We start from the raw sequence: 19949 nt of genomic DNA on the forward strand, positions 1-19949 counted from the left end.
CTGCCCGGGCGCCCATCTCAGGCCGGCCAAGCCCGGGCGCGAGCCCCTCAGGGGCCCAGCGACGCGCACGCGGCGGGAAAGCGGCCTCCAGGCCGCCTCCTCGCCCCAGCCACCGGACCTCAGGGGCCCGTGGCGGCGTCCGTCGTCGGTTCGTCCCGGTCGCCCCGTGCCGGCGTACGGACCTGCCCACCGAATGACAGCCACAAACCGTAGCTGTTGCTGCTGAAGTCGCTGGCCTGTTCCCGGCGGAACAGCATCGACATCCGCCACCCACTGCCCAGCGCAAGGTCGAACCCGGCGCCGAACGCGAACAGATCCTCGTTGTAGCTGCGCAGCGCGACCAGGTAGTCGCCTGCCACCGGCTGGACGACGTAATTGACGGACACGTCGCCATCGTTGCGAAGCGCGTCGCGGTACTCGATGGTCCAGAACGGCCGGAAGGACTTCGTCCCCCAATCGAGCGCGTAACGGCCTTCCAGGCCGACCGCGAGCGTGCTGTTGTCGATCTCCTGCGCCCTGTAGGCGAGGTCGTAGATGCCAAGGCCCGACTCGCGGTAGGCGTCCAGCTCGGTCCGGCTGGTGTCGAGGCGACCGTACCCGGTCAGGGTGTTGCTCACATCCCGGTGCTCGTAGCCCACGGTCAGCGATGCGAATCGCTGGTCGCCCTCGCGGTTCGCCAATGCCATCGCGTTGGCGACGGAACTCCACCGATTAATGTCGAAGTCGAGCCGTCCCCAACCGAGCAGGCCGTCCACGAATACGTTCTCGCCCGGCCACCACAGTCCGTAGGCGGACAGCGAGCGATGCTTGCCGTTGAGTTCGGATCGGTCGTCCGCCAGGTCCGCGTCGCTCCAGCCCATGCCGCCGGCGATGCCCAGGACCAGGCGCTCGCCAACGACACGATCGAATCCAAGGCTTATCCCGTCGCTGCGGAAGTCGAAGCCGCGACTGGCGCGCGTTGCATCACGCTCACCCACCTGGATCGTGCCAGCGGTCCAAGCGCCCCACTCCTGCGGCAACCATCCGCCGTCCGCATCGTGGCCGCCCATCGGCAAGGCGACGCCCTGTCCGCTGCCATTGGACACGTTGACGGCCAGTCCGTTGCGGGAACTGTTCCGCCCCTCCGTCGCGCGCAATTGCCGCAAGCGGTCGCGGATGTTCCCCTGCTGCGCGGCCGCGAAGCGCACGCTGGCATCGACCTGTGCCTGCAAGCCGGCCACCACCACCGGATCCTTCGTTGGATCCGGGCGCGCGGCCACCTGCAACGTCGTCGTCGCGGACGCTGCCGTGTAGTTCGTGGTCGCCGCTTGCGTCGCGGTGAGCGTCGTGGTGCCCGGTCCCACGATGGTGACCGTGCGTCCGCTGACCGTCGCCACCGCAGGGTTGCTGCTCGCGTAGGTGAAGGCGCCCGGGCTCGTGCTGGTGGGCGCGGGCAAGTCGAACGCCGGCTCACCCGTCGTCCGTTGCAACGCCCCGATCCACCCGATGGTGGGCATGGCCTGGCCGATGGCGACGTCGAGCACGACCTGCGGCGCGGCGCTGTAGTTGGCATCGCCGGCCTGGTTTGCGGTCAGGCGGCAATTGCCGGCGCCCACCATGTTGGCCGTCGTCCCGGCGACCGTGCACACCGCAGGTGTCGTGCTGCCGAACACCAGCGGGCTGCTCGAGGCACCCGCCGTGGCCGACACCGCAAAGGTCCCGTTCGGTGCATAGACCGGCGCGCCGGGATTGGCGGCGAAGTTGGTGATCGACTGTGAGGCTTGGCCGATCTGCACGTTGAGCACGACCTGCGCTGCTGCTGCGTACCTGGCGTCACCCGCCTGGTCGGCGGTCAGCACGCAGCTGCCCGCCGAGCGCATCGCAACCGTCGAGCCGCTGACCGTACAGACCGCAGGCGTGTTGCTGCCGAAGACCACGGGGCTGCTCGAGGCGCCAGGCGTGGCCGACACGGCAAAGGTTCCCCCCGGCACGTACGTCGGTGACGCCGGATTGGCGGCGAAGTTGGCGAGGGCCTGGCTGCCTGCGCGGATTTGCGCGTTGAGCACGACCTGCGGCGCCGCCTGGTAGCTCGCATCCCCCGCCTGGTCGGCGGTCAGCGTGCAGGTGCCCGCCGACTGCATCGCAACCGTCGAACCGGTGACCGTGCACACCGAAGGCGTGGTGCTGCCGAAGACCACCGGGCTGCTCGAGGCGCCCGGCGTGGCCGACACGGCAAAGGTTCCGCCCGGCACGTACGTCGGTGACGCCGGATTGGCGGCGAAATTGGTGATGGCCTGCGCCGAGCGCCCGATCTGGACGGTGAGCTGCACCTGCGGCGCCGCTTCGTAGTTCGCATCGCCCGCCTGGTCGGCGGTCAGCATGCAGCTGCCCGCCGCTTGCATTGTCACCGTCGTCCCGCTCACGGTGCACACCCCCGGCGTGGTGCTGCCGAACAGCACCGGGCTGCTCGAGGCGCCCGGCGTGGCGGAGACGGAGAACGTCCCGCCCGTCGCGAACACCGGCGCCGCCGGGTTGGAGGCGAAGTTGGTGATCGACTGCGGGGCGCGGCCCACGACGAGCGAGTAGGCGCGTGTCCCGGAGAAGCCATTGGACGAGGTCGCCTGCACGGTGAAGTTGAACGTCCCCGTCGCGGTCGGGGTCCCCGAAATCAAGCCCGAAGAGGACAGGGTCAAGCCCGCGGGCAAGCTTCCCGCGGTGACCCCGAACGTATACGGCCCGGTGCCACCGTTCGTGCTGCTCGCAGTCAAGGTCTGGGAATACGCCGTGGCGAACGTCGCGCCGGGCAAGGTCGCCGGATCGATGGTCGTTGTCACAGTCGTGCAGGTCAACGTCAGGTCCACGTTTGCCGACAGGTTCATGCCACTGACCGGGGTCACCTCGCACGCCTGGCCGGCTGGCTGTGTGACGAAGCTGATATGCCAGTTCGACCCGGGGGCCAGGGGTGTCGCGAACGAGAAGGTCGTCGCGCCCGCGGCGACCGTGGTTTGCTGGGTAGAGGCCGGATTGGTCGCATCGAGCTGCAGCGTCACCGGACCGGTGTGCCCCGTTGACGTGCCGCCGAAGCTGTAGCCTGCCGCAGCGAAGCAGATCAGCGCTGCGCCGTCGCCGCTCTGCACGCCGTTGCTGACCACGGGCGAGCTCAGGCTGCCGCTGCTCGAGGCACCGCCCGCGCCGCCGCCGCCACCACCGGTCCAGTTCTGGAGGCACGCCGTGGTCCCGACGCCCGCGCCGCCACCGCCGCCACCGACCGTGGCGCCACCGCCGCCACCGCCGCCGGCACCGTTGCCGAGGAATCCGCCGCTGAAATTGCGGGTCGTGCCGCCGTCACCCGATGCCGCACCGGCCGTGGCCGGGAACCCGCCGCAGCCCCCGCCCCCCGCGCCGCCAATGCCGATCGCGCCACCGCCACCGCCGAAGGGGCCGCTGCCGGCGCTGTCCACGTCGACACCCGCGCCACCACTGCCGCCGCTGTCGCCTCCCGCGCCACCGGCCACGGCTCCGTTGTTCGTGCCGCCCCAGCCGGCGTTTCCACCACCACCACCACCGGCCGCAATGGCCACGCGGTTGGCGATGCTGCTCCCGCCCACGCGCAGGTCGGTGCCGCCGCCGCCATTGCCGGCACGGGCCGTGCCCGCGCCCTGGTTCAGCCCGCCGAGGCCGCCGGGATTCACCGCCTGGGATCCCTGGCCGCCGACCCAGACCGACAGGACCGCCCCCGGGGTCACGGACAGGTTGCCGCTGACGCGTCCGCCGCGTCCGCCGAAGCCTGCGGCGTTGCCATTGCCGCTGATGCCGTTGCCGCCCTGCGCGCCGCTGAGGTGGATGGTGGCCGAGGTCACGCCGGACGGCACGATGACTGTTTGCTCGCCGCCGGTGAACGCGAAGGGGACCGCCGTTTCACCCGCCGCGCAGGACTGCGCGTGGGCCTTGGGTGCGAAAGCACCCAAGGCGAGCATCAGCATCGCGGCGCCGCACGCGACGATCCTTGCCTCTGGCTTGCGCACAGCCGTGCGCAGGCCGGCCGTACGGCCAGTCTCCGAAAATCCTTGCATTCCCCCTGACTCCCCTATTCCGGTCGCGCGAGTCGACCAAGCTTGCGCAGCATTCTTTGGCTACGCCAATCGACCGGACCCCTGACTCCGGGTCGGTCCCCAAGGGCGAAGGTTGACCCAAACCAAAACATTCCGCAACACGCCATGCATCCGGACAAGCGCGGAAACGAAACGAGCCGCCCGAAGGCGGCCCGTCCCTCATGCGATGCACATCAGTCGCAACCGCATCCGGGGCGTGTGCGAAAGGGCCGCCGCGCTACGCGAGTCGACTTACGCCTTTGAGGCAACGCCCATGCGCGCGGCCAGCGCCGCGCCCAGGTCGCCCGGGGATTTCACCGTGGTCACGCCCGCCTTTTCCAGCGCGGCGAACTTGCCTTCGGCCGTGCCCGCGCCGCCGGAGGCGATCGCACCGGCGTGGCCCATGCGCTTGCCGGCCGGGGCGGACGCGCCGGCGATGAAGCCGACGACCGGCTTGGTGACGTTCTCGGCGATGTACTCGGCCGCCTCTTCCTCGGCGCTGCCGCCGATCTCGCCGACCAGGATGATGCCTTCGGTCTGCGGGTCGTCCTGGAACAGGGCCAGCGCGTCGATGAAGCTGGTGCCGTTGATCGGGTCGCCGCCTATGCCGATGCAGGTGCTCTGCCCGAGGCCAGCGTCGGTGGTCTGCTTGACCGCCTCGTAGGTCAGCGTGCCCGAGCGCGAGACGATCCCGACCTTGCCCGGCATGTGGATGTGTCCGGGCATGATCCCGATCTTGCACTCGCCCGGCGTGATCACGCCCGGGCAGTTGGGCCCGATCAGCACCACGTCCTCGTAGCCCTCCAGCGTCTTCTTGACCCGCAGCATGTCCAGCACCGGGATGCCCTCGGTGATGCACACGATCACGCGGATGCCGGCATCGGCCGCCTCGAGGATCGCGTCGGCCGCGAACGGCGGCGGGACGTAGATCACCGAGGCGTCGGCGCCGGTTTCGTCGACCGCGTCGCTGACGGTGTTGAACACCGGCAGGCCGAGGTGCTCGCTGCCGCCCTTGCCGGGGGTGACGCCGCCCACGACCTTGGTGCCGTAGTCGAGCATCTGCTCGGCGTGGAAGGTGCCCTGGGTGCCGGTGAAGCCCTGGACGATGACCTTGGTGTTCTTGTTGACCAAAACGCTCATGGAGATCCTTCGTTGTGTTGATCTCCTTCCTCCGCAAGCGGGGGAAGGTCGGGATGGGGGTGTGTGACGAAAAGCCGACCCCCCACCCTGGCCCTCCCCCGCAGGCGGGGGAGGGAAACAAAAAGTCAGGCCGCCTTCTTCGCGGCCGCGACGGCTTTCTTCGCGCCGTCGTTGATGTCGTCCGCGGCGATGATGTCCAGCCCGCTGTTCTTCAGCAGTTCCTTGCCTTCGCTGACGTTGGTGCCTTCCAGGCGCACGATCACCGGGATCTTGACGCCGACCTCCTTGACCGCCGCGATGATGCCCTCGGCGATCATGTCGCAACGCACGATGCCGCCGAAGATGTTGACGAAGATCGCCTTCACCTCGTCCGAGGACAGGATCAGCTTGAAGGCCTCGGTCACCCGGTCCTTGGTGGCGCCGCCGCCCACGTCGAGGAAGTTGGCCGGCTCGCCGCCCTCCAGCTTGATCACGTCCATCGTCGCCATCGCCAGGCCGGCGCCGTTGACCATGCAACCGATGTTGCCGTCCATGGTCACGTAGTTGAGGTCGTGCTGGCTGGCCTGGACCTCGGTCGGGTCCTCCTGGCGGATGTCGCGCATCGCCACCAGGTCCGGATGCCGGAAGCTGGCGTTGTCGTCGGAATTGACCTTGCCGTCGAGCACGGCCAGGTCGCCGGACTTGAGCACCGCCAGCGGATTGAGCTCCACCAGGGCCAGGTCCTTCTCGTTGAACAGCTTGTACAGGCCGAGCATGATCTTGGTCAGCTGGTGCACCTGCTTGGAGCTCAGGCCGAGCGCGAAGCCGAGTTCGCGGCACTGGTAGGGCTGCAGGCCCTGGACGAAGTTGACGTTGAGGGTCTGGATCGCGTCGGGGTTCTCCTCGGCGGTTTTCTCGATCTCCACGCCGCCCTCGCTGGAGGCGATGAAGGTCACCGACTGGGTCCCGCGATCCACGAGCACCGACAGGTACAGCTCCTGCGCGATGTCGGTCGCCTGGGTCACCAGCACGCTGTCCACCGGCAGCGCGACGCCCGCGGACTGGTAGGTTTCCATCTTCGTGCCCAGCATGCCGGAGGCGTAGTCCTTCACCTCGTCCAGCGTGCGCGCCAGCTTGACGCCGCCGGCCTTGCCGCGGCCGCCGGCGTGGATCTGCGCCTTGACCACCCAGAAGTCGCCGCCGATGGCCTTGGCCGCCTCGACGGCCTCTTCGGTGGTCTGCGCGACGCGGCCGGCAGGCACGGCGATGCCGTAGTCGGCGAACAGCTGCTTGGCCTGGTACTCGTGGAAATTCATCGATGGGGGTCCGTGCTCGAAGGGGGCGTGCCCGATGGCCGCCGGAAGGGATGCATCCGGGCCGCAGGTCGCCGCGGCCGGTGGACACCGGCGCCCGGGGCGACACGCGAGCCGCCTATTCTGGCCGATGCGCCGGCCACGGGCAAAGGCGGGCGGTCCGTTCGCGGCGAATCCGCGATCCGCGGCGCCAACACCCCGCTTCGATTGCCTTAAACCGCTGCAATCCCGCCCCCGGGCCCGCGCGTCGACCACTTACGCGGTCGGCGCGGGCAGGACCCACGCGGCCATCGCCCCCGGCCCCCGGCCTATACTCGCCCCACGTCCCCCGGCGAACCGTCCTTGGCCAATCCCGCCGCCAGCCCTCCAGACGACACCGACCGCGCCCTGCGCCACGAGCTCTACCTGTTTTCCCTGTACCGCGTGCTCGAGGCCTGCCTGCTGGCGCTGATCGTGTTCAGCCCGGCCGGCGCGCTGATCGGCGAGCCGGACAACCCCCTGCTGGTCGGCGCCCTCGCCGTGGCCTATCTGGTGGCGGCCTTCGTGCTGCTGCTGTTCTCGCAGCGCCGGGATACCGGATTCGGTCCGCAGGTGGGGCTCGGCATCGCCTGCGATGTGGTCGTCGCCGCGCTGGCGACCCATGCCCTGCCCCAGGCCGCGTCCGGCATCGCGATGATGCTGCTGTTCAACGTCGGCGCCGCGGCGTTGCTGCTGCCCTTGCGCTACGGCCTGGCCGGAGCGGCGCTCGCCGCGGTGGCGCTGGTGGTCGAGTACGCCTACAGCGTCACCACCGACCATGCCCTGGTCCGCCCGGCCGCCGAACTGATGATGTTCACCGTCAGCTATTTCGCCATGGCCACGATGACCAACCTGCTGGGCATCGAGATGCGCGAGAGCCGCAACCTGGCCGACCAGCGCGGCGCTGAAGCCGCCAACCTGGCCGAGATCAACGAACTCATCATCCGCCGCATGCGTACTGGCGTGCTGATGGTCGACAGCAGCGGCCGCATCCGCCTGGCCAACGAGGCGGCGCTGATGCTGCTGGGACAGGGCGATGCCGGGGACGACGGCCGGGAACGCGTGCTCGCGCAACTCGCGCCGCGGCTGGCGATGCGCCTGGCGCAATGGCGGCGCGACGGCCAGGCCGAGGACACGCCGCTGACCCTGGGCGAGGAACAGAACGAGATCCTGCCGCGATTCGCCCGACTGCTCGCCAACGACGACACCACCCTGGTATTCCTCGACGACACCTCGATGGTCTCGCGTCGGGCCGAGTCCCTGACCCTGGCGGCCATGGGCCGGTTCTCGGCCAGCCTGGCGCACGAGATCCGCAACCCGCTGGCGGCGATCAGCTACGCCACCCAGCTGCTGGAGGAGTCCGAGGACCTGGGCGACAGCGACCGCCGCCTGCTGCAGATCGTCCACCAGCAGTGCATGCGCACCAACGGCATCGTCGAGAGCGTGCTGGGACTGGCCCGGCGCGAGCGCGCCAGTCCGGAGCAGGTCGAACTGGTGTCGTTCGTTCGCCGTTTCATCGACGAATACCGCCTGACCCTGCAGGAGGACAACGGCAGCCTCAAGGCCACCGGCAGCCAGTCGCCGATGAATGCGCTGGTGGACCCCCGCCACCTGCAGCAGGTGCTCACCGTGCTGGTCAACAACGCCATCGCCCATGGGCGCATGCCCGGCGAGTCCGCGCGCATCACCCTCAACCTCGACAAGCACGAGGGCCACCCGGTGATCGAAGTCGCCGACCGTGGTCCGGGCATCCCGGATGGCGTGCTGGCGCAATTGTTCCGTCCGTTCTACACCACCTCCGAGCACGGCACCGGCCTGGGCCTGTACATCGCCCGGGAGCTTTGCCGGGCCAACGAGGCCAGCCTGGAGTACGTGCCTGTCCCCGGGGGCGGCGCCTGTTTCCGCGCCACCCTGGCCGGGACCAACGTGCTGCGCGCCGACCAGGCCTGACTCGGGGCCGAGCGGCTTTTACGCGCAAGCCCAATCCCACGGGGTCCCGCGTTCTGTTCTTAAGCCACCCACTGCCGGCACCGGCCGCGACGCAGCCTCATGCGCATCGTTCCTTGACACGCGTCACAAGGTGCCAAAAACTGTCACTATTCGCATCCCCCGACTCGTCCCCCGACCAGAAGGCTCGCAATGAGCGAAACCCGCAGCGCCCTGATCGTCGACGACGAGCGCGATATCCGTGAACTGCTGGTCCTCACCCTGGGCCGGATGGGGCTGCGCACCGATACCGCGCCCAACCTCGCGGTCGCGCGCGAAATGCTCGGCACGGTGTCCTACGACCTGTGCCTGACCGACATGCGCCTGCCCGACGGCTCCGGACTGGAGCTGGTCAGCGAGATTTCCACGCGGTTCCCCTCCACGCCGGTGGCGATGATCACCGCCTACGGCAACGTCGAGGCGGCGGTGGAGGCGCTGAAGGCCGGCGCCTTCGACTTCGTCAGCAAGCCGGTGGACATCAACGTCCTGCGCCGGCTGGTCCGGCAGGCACTGGATCTCCACCAGCGCCAGGCGGACAAGCCCGATGCGGCCAGCCGCCTGCTCGGCACCTCGCCGCCCATGGTCGCCCTGCGCGAGACCATCGCCAAGGTCTCGCGCAGCCAGGCGCCGGTGCACATCAGCGGCGAGTCCGGCACGGGCAAGGAGCTGGTCGCACGCACCATCCACGCCCAGGGCTCGCGCGCCGGCGGTCCGTTCGTGCCGGTCAACTGCGGCGCCATCCCGACCGAGCTGATGGAGAGCGAGTTCTTCGGCCACAAGAAGGGCAGCTTCACCGGCGCCAACGCCGACAAGCCCGGCCTGTTCCAGGCCGCGGACGGCGGAACCCTGTTCCTCGACGAGGTCGCCGAGCTGCCCCTGTCGATGCAGGTCAAGCTGCTGCGCGCCATCCAGGAGAAGACCATCCGCCCGGTGGGCGCGTCGAGCGAGGTCGAGGTGGATGCGCGCATCCTGTCGGCCACGCACAAGGACCTGGGCGCCCTGGTCAACGACGGCAGCTTCCGGCACGACCTGTATTACCGCATCAACGTCATCGAGCTGGCCGTGCCGCCACTGCGCGAGCGCAACGGGGACCTGGTCCTGCTGTCCACCGCGATCCTGTCGCGCCTGGCCCGGGCCATGCAGCGCGACGTGCCCGAGCTGGCCGAAGACGCCGTGGCTGCCCTGGAGGCTTATCCGTTCCCCGGCAACGTCCGCGAACTGGAGAACATCCTCGAGCGCGCCCTGGCCCTGGCCGACGGCAAGCGCATCCATGCCGCCGACCTGCGCCTGCCCGCCGCCGCCCACGCCCAGCCCGCCGCCGTGGCCGCGGTGTTCACCGGCGCCCAGTCCAGCGGCGCGACGGGCGTCGACCCGCGCACGGTTGGGCCGCGCGACACCGCCAGCACCGCCCTGCCGTCCTACATCGAGGAAATCGAGCGCGCCGCCATCCAGCAGGCCCTGCAGGAAAACCGCTACAACAAGACCAAGGCCGCCGCCGCGCTGGGCATCACCTTCCGGGCGTTGCGCTACAAGCTCAAGAAGCTCGGCATTGACTGAGTCGAGCCGGTCGTCTTGCCACGCGCCCGCCAGGCCCGAAACGTGATGGACTCAGCATTTGCGAGGCTCCCGGCCCGGAAAAGCGACCAGATGCGTCACAAAGTGCAAACCCGCGTGACCGAAAAGGTCACGCCGCAAGAGCCCTCGCGGCGGCGATTCGTGACTTGGATGCCAGAATGGACGCTGAACGCGTTAAGGACGCGTTTGGCATGGCTCGTGCGTATTACCCTTCGCACGTGCGGTGTCGCACGGCTGCCCAAGGACCGGTCCCAGTCGTCCACGCGGCACGTGATTTTTTAACCTCTAGGGGATACACCATGAAAATGCAGAAAGGCTTCACGCTCATCGAACTGATGATCGTCATCGCGATCATCGCCATCCTGCTGGCCATCGCCATCCCGGCCTACCAGGACTACCAGGTCCGTACCCGCGTCTCGGAAGGCCTGAACGTCGCCGCCGCCGCCAAGCTGGCCGTGTCGGAGACCTTCTCCTCGCGCAACACCCTTCCGGCGAACAACACCAGCGCCGGCCTGCCGGCGGCCACCAGCATCAACGGCAATGCCGTGCGTTCGGTGACCGTGGGCGCCAACGGCATTATCACCGTCGCCTACAGCGGCGCGCCGATCAACGCCAACTCGCTGACTCTGACGCCGACGGCCAACGCGGCCAATGGTTCCATCCGCTGGCAGTGCCGCTCCGCCAACTTGCCTGCCAAGTGGCTGCCGAGCGAGTGCCGCGGTTAATCGCTCTTGATAAAGTTGCAAACAAAGCCCCCGGAAACGGGGGCTTTTTTTTTGGATTGAAGGTATCGTGCGCGGGATGGGGATCAACCGATTCGACGCGCCGACGCGCGCATCTGCGCTAGCGGCCTTTGCGCTGCCCGTGGCCCTGCTGCTCACCTGGTGGGTGACGCGCGCCGCGTTGCACGGTCCGTTCGTCTTCGACGACTTCCCCAACCTGGCGCACCTGGATCGCATCGGCGGCCAGTTCACGCTGGCGCGCCTGGCCGACTACCTGCAGGCCTTCATCGGCGACCCCGGCCGCCCGCTCTCCGCGCTGAGTTTCCTGATCGACGACACCGCCTGGCCGAGCACGCCCTACGGCTTCAAGCGCACCAACCTGCTGCTGCACCTGCTCGGTGGCGTGCTGGTGTTCGCCTTCGTCCGCGGCGTGGCGCGCGGCCTGCTCGATGCCGACCGCGCCGCCCTGGCCGCGGCGCTGGCCAGCGCGGCCTGGCTGCTGCATCCCATGCAGCTGTCCACCAGCATGCTGGTGGTGCAGCGCATGACCCAGCTGATGGCGCTCACCAGCCTCGCGGCGCTGTGGTGGGCCAGCGCCTACGTGCAGCGCGCCCCGCTCACGGTGCGCCGGAGCCTCGGCTTGCTCGCGGGCCTCGGGCTGGCCACGATCGCCGCCTTCCTGTGCAAGGAGAACGGCGCGCTGCTGCCGCTGTACGCAGGCGTGGTGCTGTTCGTGCTGCTGCGCGACCACCTGCAGGCCGGTACGCCCGGCGCGCGCACGTTGCTGGCGGCAGGCCTCACGCTGCCCGTGGTGGCGGTGGTCGCGTACATCGCCTCCAAGAGTAGCTACGGCACCGCCGAAGCCCTCCGCGACTTCGGCCCGGGCGAGCGCCTGCTGACCCAGGCCCGGGTGCTGATCGAATACCTGGGCCGCATCGCCCTGCCCCGGCTCGACGGGAGCGGCCTGTTTCATGACGATTTCGAGGCCTCGCGCGGCCTGCTGCAGCCGGGCACCACTCTGCCCGCGGTGCTTTTCTGCCTCGGCCTGCTGGGCGCGGCACTCGCCCTGCGCCGGCGCGCCCCGCTGTTTTCCTTTGCCGTACTCTGGTACTTCGGCGGCCACCTGATCGAGGCCAGCACGCTGCCCCTGGAGCTGTACTTCGAGCACCGCAACTACCTGCCCATGGTCGGACCGTTGGCCGCGATGGCGATCGCGATCGCCCGCCTGCCCGCCGAAGGCATGCGCCGCACCTACCTCGCCGCGGCGGTCGCGTGGATCGCGCTGTGCGCGGGCATCACCTTCGTGCAAGCCAAGGTATGGGCCTCGGAAGCCATGCTGGCGGCGATCTGGGCCGACGAAAGCCCGGGCTCGGCACGGGCCGTGGAGCTCCAGGCCAAGGTGCTGGCCGATGGCGGTCACTACGACGTTGCCTACGAGACGCTTGAGCGGGCGATGCAGGCCCGTCCGGAACTGCGCCGCTTGAGCCTTGACCTGGTCCTGCTCGATTGCATGCGCGGCAGCCTCACGCGCGATCGGCTGATCGACGCGGGCGCCCACGCACTGGATGCACCGTTCAACCGCTCCAGTCTGGAGGCGCTCTCCACCTTGCTCGACCTCAGCATCGAGGGCGGCTGCGGTGCGGCACTCGACGTCCCGACCTGGCGCGACCTGGCGCAGGCCTTCATCGCCCGCCCGCTCTACGCGGGCGGGGAAGTCGGCGGATACCTCTGGATCCAGGTGGCCCGGAGTTATCTCGCCGAAGGCAACCTGCCTGCCGCCAACCAGGCACTGGAAGCCGCATACACCGCGAACCCGGATTCCGAGCTCGCACGACGCGCCTACATCCTCAGCTACGACAACGGTGCCTGCGCGATGGCGCGGAAATGGTGGCCACGCCAGGCGCCATCGGCACGCTTCAGCTTCGACGCGTGGCTGCAGGCGCGCGCTTTCGCCTCGAACGGACTGGCGCCCCCTGAGACCTGCGGCCAGCCCGCCACGTTGGTTCCGCCCGCCGGCAGCCTGCCGGATACCGGGACGGTCAACCCCATCGCCACGCCGCCATCCGGCTAGGCTTGTTTTCGTCCTGTTCCTCATCGAGGGTCCATCCCATCGCGCCGACCGATGCCTTCGGGGTCCGCCACATGAAAACCATTCGCACCGCCACGGATCTTGCATTGAACGGAGCGCCACCGGCCTTCGCCGAGCCGCTTCACGTGGGGCGCCCGAATATCGGCGACCGCGCGGCCCTGCTGGCCCAGTTTGAGCGGATCCTCGACGCCAGGTGGCTGACCAACAATGGTCCGCTGGTGCAGGAGTTCGAGCACCGCATCGCCCGCCACCTCGGCGTCAAGCATTGCGTCGCCATGTGCAACGGGACCATCGCCCTGGAGATCGCCATCCGCGCACTGGGGCTGCACGGCGAGGTGATCGTGCCTTCGTGGACCTTCATCGCCACGGCCCATGCGCTCTACTGGCAGGGCATCACGCCGGTGTTCGCGGACATCGACCCGAGCACCCACAACCTGGACCCGAACGCCGTGCGGAGCATGATCACGCCTCGGACCACCGGGATCATCGGCGTACACCTGTGGGGCCGGGCGGCGCCCATCGAAGAACTCCAGGCCATCGCCGACAAGCACGGCCTGCAGCTCATGTTCGACGCGGCCCATGCCTTCGGCAGCACCTACAAGGGGCGCACGATCGGACAGTTCGGCAGGTGCGAGGTGCTCAGCTTCCACGCGACCAAATCCTTCAACACGATGGAGGGGGGCGCCATCGTCACCAACGACGATGAACTGGCGGAAGCGACCCGGCTCATGCGGAATTTCGGTTTCTCCGGATACGACAACGTCATCCATCCCGGAACGAACGGCAAGATGATCGAAGTCTGCGCCGCTGCGGGACTGGCCAACCTGGAGGCGCTGGGCGCCACACAGTCAGGCAATCGCCGGACGCACGCTGCGTACAAGCAGGCGCTGGGCAACATCACCGGCGTCACCGTGCTGGATTACGATGCGACCGAGTCGAACAGCCACCATTACGTAGTCGCGGAAGTGGATGAGCGATGCACCGTCACCCGCGACCAGATCGTGGCGGCATTGCATGCCGAGAACGTGCTTGCCCGCAAGTACTTCTGGCCCGGTTGCCACGGAATGAAGCCGTACCGGGAGCTCTTCCCGCATGCAGGACGCGTGCTTCCCAATACCGAGTTGGCAGCGGAGCGCGTATTGGTCCTGCCCGCCGGGCCATCGATCAGCAGCGACGAGATCGAGCAGATCGCCAGTACCATCCGGGTCATGTGCCAATGGGGCCTCGGTGGTTTTTGACATCCAGGCCAGAGAACGGCCCGACACATCGGAAATCCCCACCCCTTAGGCAAGCCATGCATCCAGCCAAACTCGTCGTCGTCGGTCCCGGCTTGATCGGCAAGCAGCACATCCGCCTGATCGGCGAGAGCTCCGCGTGCCAGTTGGTGGCGATCGTCGCGCCCGACCATTCCGAGAACCATGCCACCGCGACGGCTCGCGGCGTACCCATCCATCATTCGCTGGAGGCGTGCCTGGCCGAAACGGATGTCGACGGCGTCATCGTGTCCTCGCCGAACGAATTCCACGCCGCGCAGGCAAGCCTGTGCGTCACGCAAGGTATCCCCGTCCTGGTCGAGAAGCCCATCACTTCCAGCGTCGAGGACGGTATGGCCCTGGTTGCACGGGCACGAGAACACGGCGTCCCGGTGCTCGTGGGCCACCACCGGGCACACAGCCCCTTGCTCTCCAGGGCGCGCTCGGTGATCGAGGAGGGCTCGTTGGGTCGCCTCGTCTCGGTCATGGGCAGCGCGCAGTTCGCCAAGCCGAGGCACTACTTCGAAGAGGGCCCGTGGCGCACGCTGCCCGGTGGTGGTCCGATCCTGATCAACCTGATCCACGAGATCGGAAACCTGCGCAGTCTCTGTGGAGAGATCTCCGCCGTCCAGGCGATCGTCTCATCCGCCACGCGCTCCTTCGAGGTCGAGGACACCGTGGCGATCAACCTGCTATTCGCCAACGGATGCCTAGGCACCTTCATGCTCTCCGATGCAGCCGCGACCGCCGCCAGTTGGGAGCAGACCTCCCGCGAGAACCCCGCGTATCCGACCTATCCGGACGAGGATTGCTACCTGCTCGCCGGAACGAAGGGATCGCTGTCGATTCCCACGATGCGGCTCAAGTTCCATGCCGAGGGCATCGAACCGTCGTGGTGGGCACCCTTCACCGAGCGAACCCTCGACGTGGACCGCCAGGATCCCCTCGCGTGCCAGCTCGAGCATTTCGTGCGCGTCATCCGCGGCAAGGAGCGTCCCCTGGTCTCCGCGGAAGACGGCTTGCGCAACCTGGAAGTGACCGAGGCCATCCGGGCTTCCGCGATCCAGCGTCGCCTGATCGAGGTCTGAAGCGGACATGGCTAAGGTATTGCTGGTCGACACCAACTTCTCCTCCGGGCCGATCCATGACGCGCTGCTGGCCATGGGCCATGAAACGCATGTCGTGGGCAGGAATCCGCAAGACTGCCTGGCGAAGGTGTCGCGCCATTACTGGCAAATGGACTACTCCGACACAAGATTGCTGGCCGAACTGGTCGATCGTGAGCGCTTCGATGCGATCGTGCCCGGATGCACCGATGTCTCTTACGCCTCATGCGTACAGGTAAGCCAGGGACGCTACCGTGGACTCGACACCCGGGAAGCCTGGCATTCCATCCACGACAAGGCAGCGCTGCGCCGCCTACTTGCCGAGCTTGGACTTCCCGCCCCTGGCAGGTTTACCGCGACTTCGACCGAATCCTCGGACAGGCTGATCGTCAAACCGGTGGATGCCTTCAGCGGAAAGGGCACGACGATCGTGCCCAATGGCGACCCGACTGCCCTTTCCTCGGCGATCAAGTCCGCCGAGAACGCGTCGCCGACGGGGGCCTATCTCGTCGAGGATTTCGTCGAAGGGCAGCTGACGAGCCACTCCGCCTTCATCCGTCATGGCCGCATCGCGCATGATTTCTTCGTGCGCGAAGACGGCACGGCGAATCCCTTCGTGGTGGACACCAGCCACGTCCTGCCGGACATTGAGCCGACGATCGCAACGGGCGTCCGCAGCGCCGTCGAGCAACTCGCCGAACACCTTGGCCTCGTCGACGGGCTCGTCCATTCGCAATTCATCACGAAAGGCCCCGACTTCTGGCTGTTGGAGATCACGCGCCGCTGCCCCGGGGACCTGTATAGCCAGCTCATCGAGCTCTCGACCGGGTTCCCATATGCCGGCGCGTACGCCATGTCTTTCCTCGGCGAGGCATTGCCCGCACAGGACACGCCAGCCCGGTTCGCGCATGTCGTTCGACACACCGTGTCCCTCGACACGGCCTGCGACCTCGCGCATGTCCACTTCAAGCGCCCCTTGCACCTCGAACGTTGGACCCCCCTGGCGCTGGTCGGCGACCGCGTCGAACCGAGTCCCGCGAGCCGCGTCGGTGTCATGTTCTGCCGCGAGTCGGACCAGGCATCACTTGCCGCGCTCTACGAGCGATTCCTGGCGCGCGACGTTTACGAAATCCGATCCGCCTAGTCGCGCAGAGGAAGCAACGTGGACATCAAGCGAATTGCCGAAGAAGCCATCTCGAGCGTGCAAGCCGCGTCCCCGGCCGTTCGTGCGTTCCAGGCCTCGCACGCGGCACGCTATGCGATCGGCAGGAATACCGACACGCTGAATGTCCATCGTGCATGGCCACTGGCTGGCGTCATCGACGACTTCCTCTCGGAACCGACGTGGCAAGGCATTCCCATCGTTCGTACTCGGGACATCCGGCCGGACGCATGGATCGTCAATTGCTCCACGTCCATCAGCCCGGTTGCCGTCCAGCGCCACCTTTCCGGGGCCGGCCTGCAAAACGTCCTGGGCTTGCATGAGCTATCCGCATGCCCTTCCGGCAATGTCCCCTGGCCGAGCTTCGTCCAGGACCAACGCGACGAAATCGCGTTGCACGGCCAGGCATGGTCGGAGATCTACGCGACCCTTGAAGACGCAAGGTCCCGCCAGGTACTCCTGGATGTGCTCCGTTACCGAGTTACGGCGGATCCCGCCTACATGCAGGGATACGACGTGGCCATCCAGGAGCAATATTTCGAGGAGTTCATGGATTACCGCGAGGAAACCTTCATCGATGCCGGGGGTTTCGATGGGGACACGGCGCAGGCGTTCGCGGACAGGTATCCGGACTATCGCAAGATCATCGTGTTCGAGCCTTCAGAGAAAAACATGCAGTCCGCCACTCGCCGGCTGGCCAGCTACCGGGACATCGAGTTCCGGACGACTGGCTTATCGGATACCCCGGGCGCTTTGCCTTTCGATCCGGATACCGGGTCCGCCTCCTCCGTGACGGCTAGCGGATCGAGCATGATCATCGTCGAGACCCTGGACGCGGCAGTCACGGAGCCCGTCTCGGTGATCAAGATGGACCTGGAAGGATGGGAGCTCAAGGCGTTGCACGGGTCGCGATCTCACATCACGCGGGAAAAGCCGAAACTGGCGATTGCCGTTTACCACGCCGCCCCTGACTTGCGGCTCATCCATCGGTACGTCCAGGGATTCGGGCTCGGTTACAAATGCTACTTGCGTCATTACACCCAGGGCTGGTCGGAAACCGTCATGTACTTCGTACGCTAGGAACACCAGTCCCGCTCGACGCGAGCGACCTTCAAGCTTGCCTTGGCTTCCGACCTGACACCACCTTCCAGCACATCAAGGCGACGACCGCTTCCGTCGCCAGGAGGGCAACAACGGCACCGGCCGCCCCAAGTTTCGGCAACAGGACCACGTTCAGCACGATGGCGATGCCTAGACCGGCGGACTCGATCCGAATCCGTTGTCCCTGTCTGTCCGAGGCCGTCAACGCACTGGCGGCGCTATGGTGCAACGCGTAAAGCAAGGGCCACGGAGAAAGCCATTGCACATACCGCGCGGTGTCTTCATAGCCAGGACCGAAGAGCGCCGGCACGAAGGGCGATAGGGCCAGCGTTGCCAAGCTGGCCAACAGTCCATAGCCGACGGCGGACACGAGCACGGCACGATAGGTGCGCGCCTGCCCGCTGGTCTGGTGCAACGCCATCAACCTGGGGAGCGTCGCGCCGATGAGGGCGGCGATGGGCATGACGAGCACGCCCACGACACGAAAGCCTGCGGTATACGGCCCCACGATGGCGGCACCCAGCAGCTGCAACATCAGGACCTTGTCGAGCTCCAGGTAGCTGGTACCGACCAGCCCGCCAATGGCGTATGGCGTGCCTTCGCGCGTGGCGGGCCCTGTCCTCATCCGGCGCGACCATGCCGGCCAGCCATCCACGATCGCCACGAGAACGAGCGCTGCGGCAAGGCCGCCAAGCGAGCCGACAAAATGCGCGATGGCTGCGTGCCCCGGCGAGCCGTCCAGCCCCGCGGCCAGCATCGCGACCGCGGCAAGAACGCGTCCTGCCGGAACCAGGCAGATTGAGATGCTGCCCGCCATGCCACGCTCCAGTGCAAAGCACTGGCTGGTGGCGGCCTGCGTGGCTGGCACAAGGATCAATTCCGCTACGACCACCAGGGCCATCGCCCACAAGCCGACGTGCTCGCGCAGGACGAACCCGGCGAGCGCGAGCACCAGTACCGAGAGCAAGCCGCCGACCCTGCCCGTTTGCGAGAGTGCCGTGGCCCACATCGCGCGTGAACTTTCCGGGTTCCTCGCGACATGTCGCGTCAGCAACAGGGGCGTTCCCCAGTTTGCCAGGGGCGCCACGATCGCAGCCACCGCCACCGAGCCCGCGAACAAGCCGAAGTCGCTCGCACCGAGCCAGCGCGACACGACCAGGAGGTAGATGGCCTGGATGACGGCGCGCAGCACCAGTCCACCGCTTCCCATGAGCGTGTTCCTGCCCAATGGGCCAGGGCGGTAGGCACTGAACCGGCGTGGCCAAGAGCCGGACATCACTGACTTCCTCCGTCCATGAGCCCCCTTTCGGAGCCTTTACGCAATCGTCCGTGGAACGCCGGCCAGCGCATCGCGACGGCCGTCGCCAAGCACGCGAGGTTCTCTCTTGATGTGAAACGGGAACGTATTTCCCTCAGTGCCTGGCGGACGGCACTCCAGTCCCTTGCACGCATTCCCCAGAACAGGAGACTCACCGCGATTTCCCATCGATACCCGGGGGCATACCCCGTCCGGGAATGGAACAGATGACGCGCTTCATCGTCAAACGCAAGGCAGGAGCGGTAAAGCGTCACTCGCTCCGCCGCCCCTGAGCGCAGGGCCGAATTGGGCGAGACGCGATAGACCGCCGTTACGTCCGGCAAGTAGCCGACGTTCCATTGCGCGGTGACGAATGCATTGAGGATGCTGTCCCCGAACCGGAACTCGGGCCGGTACAGGCCGGAGTCCACCATGGCCTGGAAGATCGTGCGCGGAACCATGACGGTGCATGTCCTGAGGATCTTCGGGAAGTGCCAAGTCCCGGACAGGTCGCCGCGCAGGAAGCGGCCGGCAACGCGGCGATGCACGGAATTGGCCCGATCGTAGCGCCATCGTCCATCCGTGTTCACGGCCTTGGTCCAGTCCGTGTGGACGATTCCGATCGTTTCGTCGGCCTCCAGCAAGGCGACCTGCCCGGCCAGCTTGCCCGGCGCGCACCAGAAGTCGTCGCCTTCGCAGAAGGCTAGATACTTGCCGCGCGCCCGCTGGTACACGCGTAGGCCATTGGCATTGATGCCGACGTTGCGCGGGCCATGGACCACGCGAACGATGCCTGGATACCGACGCTGGTAATCAAGCGCGACCTGCAGCGTGTGGTCGGCCGACGCATCCTCGCCGATGATGAGTTCGAACGGGAAGTCGCATTGCTGCGCCAAAACACCCTCGATCGCCTCGGCGAGGTACTCGCCGTGGTTGTAGGTGATCATCAGCACGCTCACGACGGGTGATTGGGGCAGCATTGCTCCGTCGCTGACTTCCAGTTCCTCGTTGCCGGGAGCATCGATCGGCGCGCGCTCGATCATCGTCCGCCCTCGTCCAGGCAGTTGTCTGCTGTTCGCGTCACCCCCGTTCCAATGGGGTTGCGCATCCCGTGACCCCACGCGCGGTCACGGCCGGC

At 67.5% G+C, this 19949-nt stretch carries 13 protein-coding genes; 8 read left to right on the plus strand and 5 right to left on the minus strand.

Annotated elements, in window-relative coordinates; all coding sequences use genetic code 11:
• Nucleotides 1-119: 119 nt before the first annotated feature.
• From ABD970_RS00215 to sucC, 3 genes are all read right to left on the minus strand, one after another.
• Nucleotides 120-3962, minus strand: coding sequence for an autotransporter domain-containing protein (locus ABD970_RS00215; protein WP_345293493.1), 3843 nt, complete (start codon nt 3960-3962; stop codon nt 120-122).
• Nucleotides 3963-4322: 360 nt separating this feature from the next.
• The gene (gene sucD / locus ABD970_RS00220; RefSeq protein WP_345293494.1) at nt 4323-5210 is read right to left on the minus strand and encodes a succinate--CoA ligase subunit alpha; all 888 of its coding nucleotides are present in this window, start codon (nt 5208-5210) and stop codon (nt 4323-4325) included.
• A 125-nt stretch (nt 5211-5335) separates the two neighbouring features.
• Entirely contained in the window at nt 5336-6505 is a 1170-nt protein-coding gene (gene sucC, locus ABD970_RS00225; protein WP_345293495.1) for an ADP-forming succinate--CoA ligase subunit beta, read from the minus strand.
• A gap of 339 nt (nt 6506-6844) precedes the next feature.
• Here sucC and ABD970_RS00230 point away from each other — a divergent pair, with 339 nt between their 5' ends.
• The 8 genes from ABD970_RS00230 (at nt 6845) to ABD970_RS00265 (ending at nt 17493) form a co-directional block, all read left to right on the plus strand.
• On the plus strand, nt 6845-8470 hold the full coding sequence (locus ABD970_RS00230; protein WP_345293496.1) for a sensor histidine kinase: 1626 nt from the start codon (nt 6845-6847) through the stop codon (nt 8468-8470).
• Between the two features lie 189 nt (nt 8471-8659).
• Nucleotides 8660-10063 carry a sigma-54-dependent transcriptional regulator gene (locus ABD970_RS00235; RefSeq protein ID WP_345293497.1) on the plus strand — a complete coding sequence of 468 codons (1404 nt, stop codon included), beginning with the start codon at nt 8660-8662 and terminating at the stop codon, nt 10061-10063.
• Nucleotides 10064-10380: 317 nt separating this feature from the next.
• The gene (locus ABD970_RS00240) at nt 10381-10806 is read left to right on the plus strand and encodes a pilin (RefSeq protein ID WP_345293498.1); all 426 of its coding nucleotides are present in this window, start codon (nt 10381-10383) and stop codon (nt 10804-10806) included.
• A gap of 139 nt (nt 10807-10945) precedes the next feature.
• Entirely contained in the window at nt 10946-12874 is a 1929-nt protein-coding gene (locus ABD970_RS00245; RefSeq protein ID WP_345293499.1) for a hypothetical protein, read from the plus strand.
• A 71-nt stretch (nt 12875-12945) separates the two neighbouring features.
• Nucleotides 12946-14130, plus strand: a complete 1185-nt coding sequence (locus ABD970_RS00250; RefSeq protein WP_345293500.1) for a DegT/DnrJ/EryC1/StrS family aminotransferase — start codon at nt 12946-12948, stop codon at nt 14128-14130.
• A gap of 56 nt (nt 14131-14186) precedes the next feature.
• On the plus strand, nt 14187-15233 hold the full coding sequence (locus ABD970_RS00255; protein ID WP_345293501.1) for a Gfo/Idh/MocA family protein: 1047 nt from the start codon (nt 14187-14189) through the stop codon (nt 15231-15233).
• A 7-nt stretch (nt 15234-15240) separates the two neighbouring features.
• Nucleotides 15241-16395, plus strand: a complete 1155-nt coding sequence (locus ABD970_RS00260) for an ATP-grasp domain-containing protein (RefSeq protein ID WP_345293502.1) — start codon at nt 15241-15243, stop codon at nt 16393-16395.
• A gap of 18 nt (nt 16396-16413) precedes the next feature.
• Nucleotides 16414-17493, plus strand: coding sequence for an FkbM family methyltransferase (locus ABD970_RS00265; RefSeq protein ID WP_345293503.1), 1080 nt, complete (start codon nt 16414-16416; stop codon nt 17491-17493).
• 31 nt (nt 17494-17524) lie between these two features.
• Here ABD970_RS00265 and ABD970_RS00270 read toward each other — a convergent pair whose 3' ends face one another.
• Both ABD970_RS00270 and ABD970_RS00275 read right to left on the minus strand, forming a co-directional pair.
• Complete coding sequence (locus ABD970_RS00270; RefSeq protein ID WP_345293504.1) at nt 17525-18790, minus strand: lipopolysaccharide biosynthesis protein; 1266 nt, start codon at nt 18788-18790, stop codon at nt 17525-17527.
• Entirely contained in the window at nt 18790-19854 is a 1065-nt protein-coding gene (locus ABD970_RS00275; protein ID WP_345293505.1) for a glycosyltransferase family 2 protein, read from the minus strand. The genes ABD970_RS00270 and ABD970_RS00275 overlap by 1 nt, the downstream gene beginning before the upstream one ends.
• Between the last annotated feature and the right edge of the window lie 95 nt (nt 19855-19949).

The sequence above is a fragment of the Luteimonas vadosa genome (assembly GCF_039543545.1).
GTDB classification, from domain to species: domain Bacteria; phylum Pseudomonadota; class Gammaproteobacteria; order Xanthomonadales; family Xanthomonadaceae; genus Luteimonas; species Luteimonas vadosa.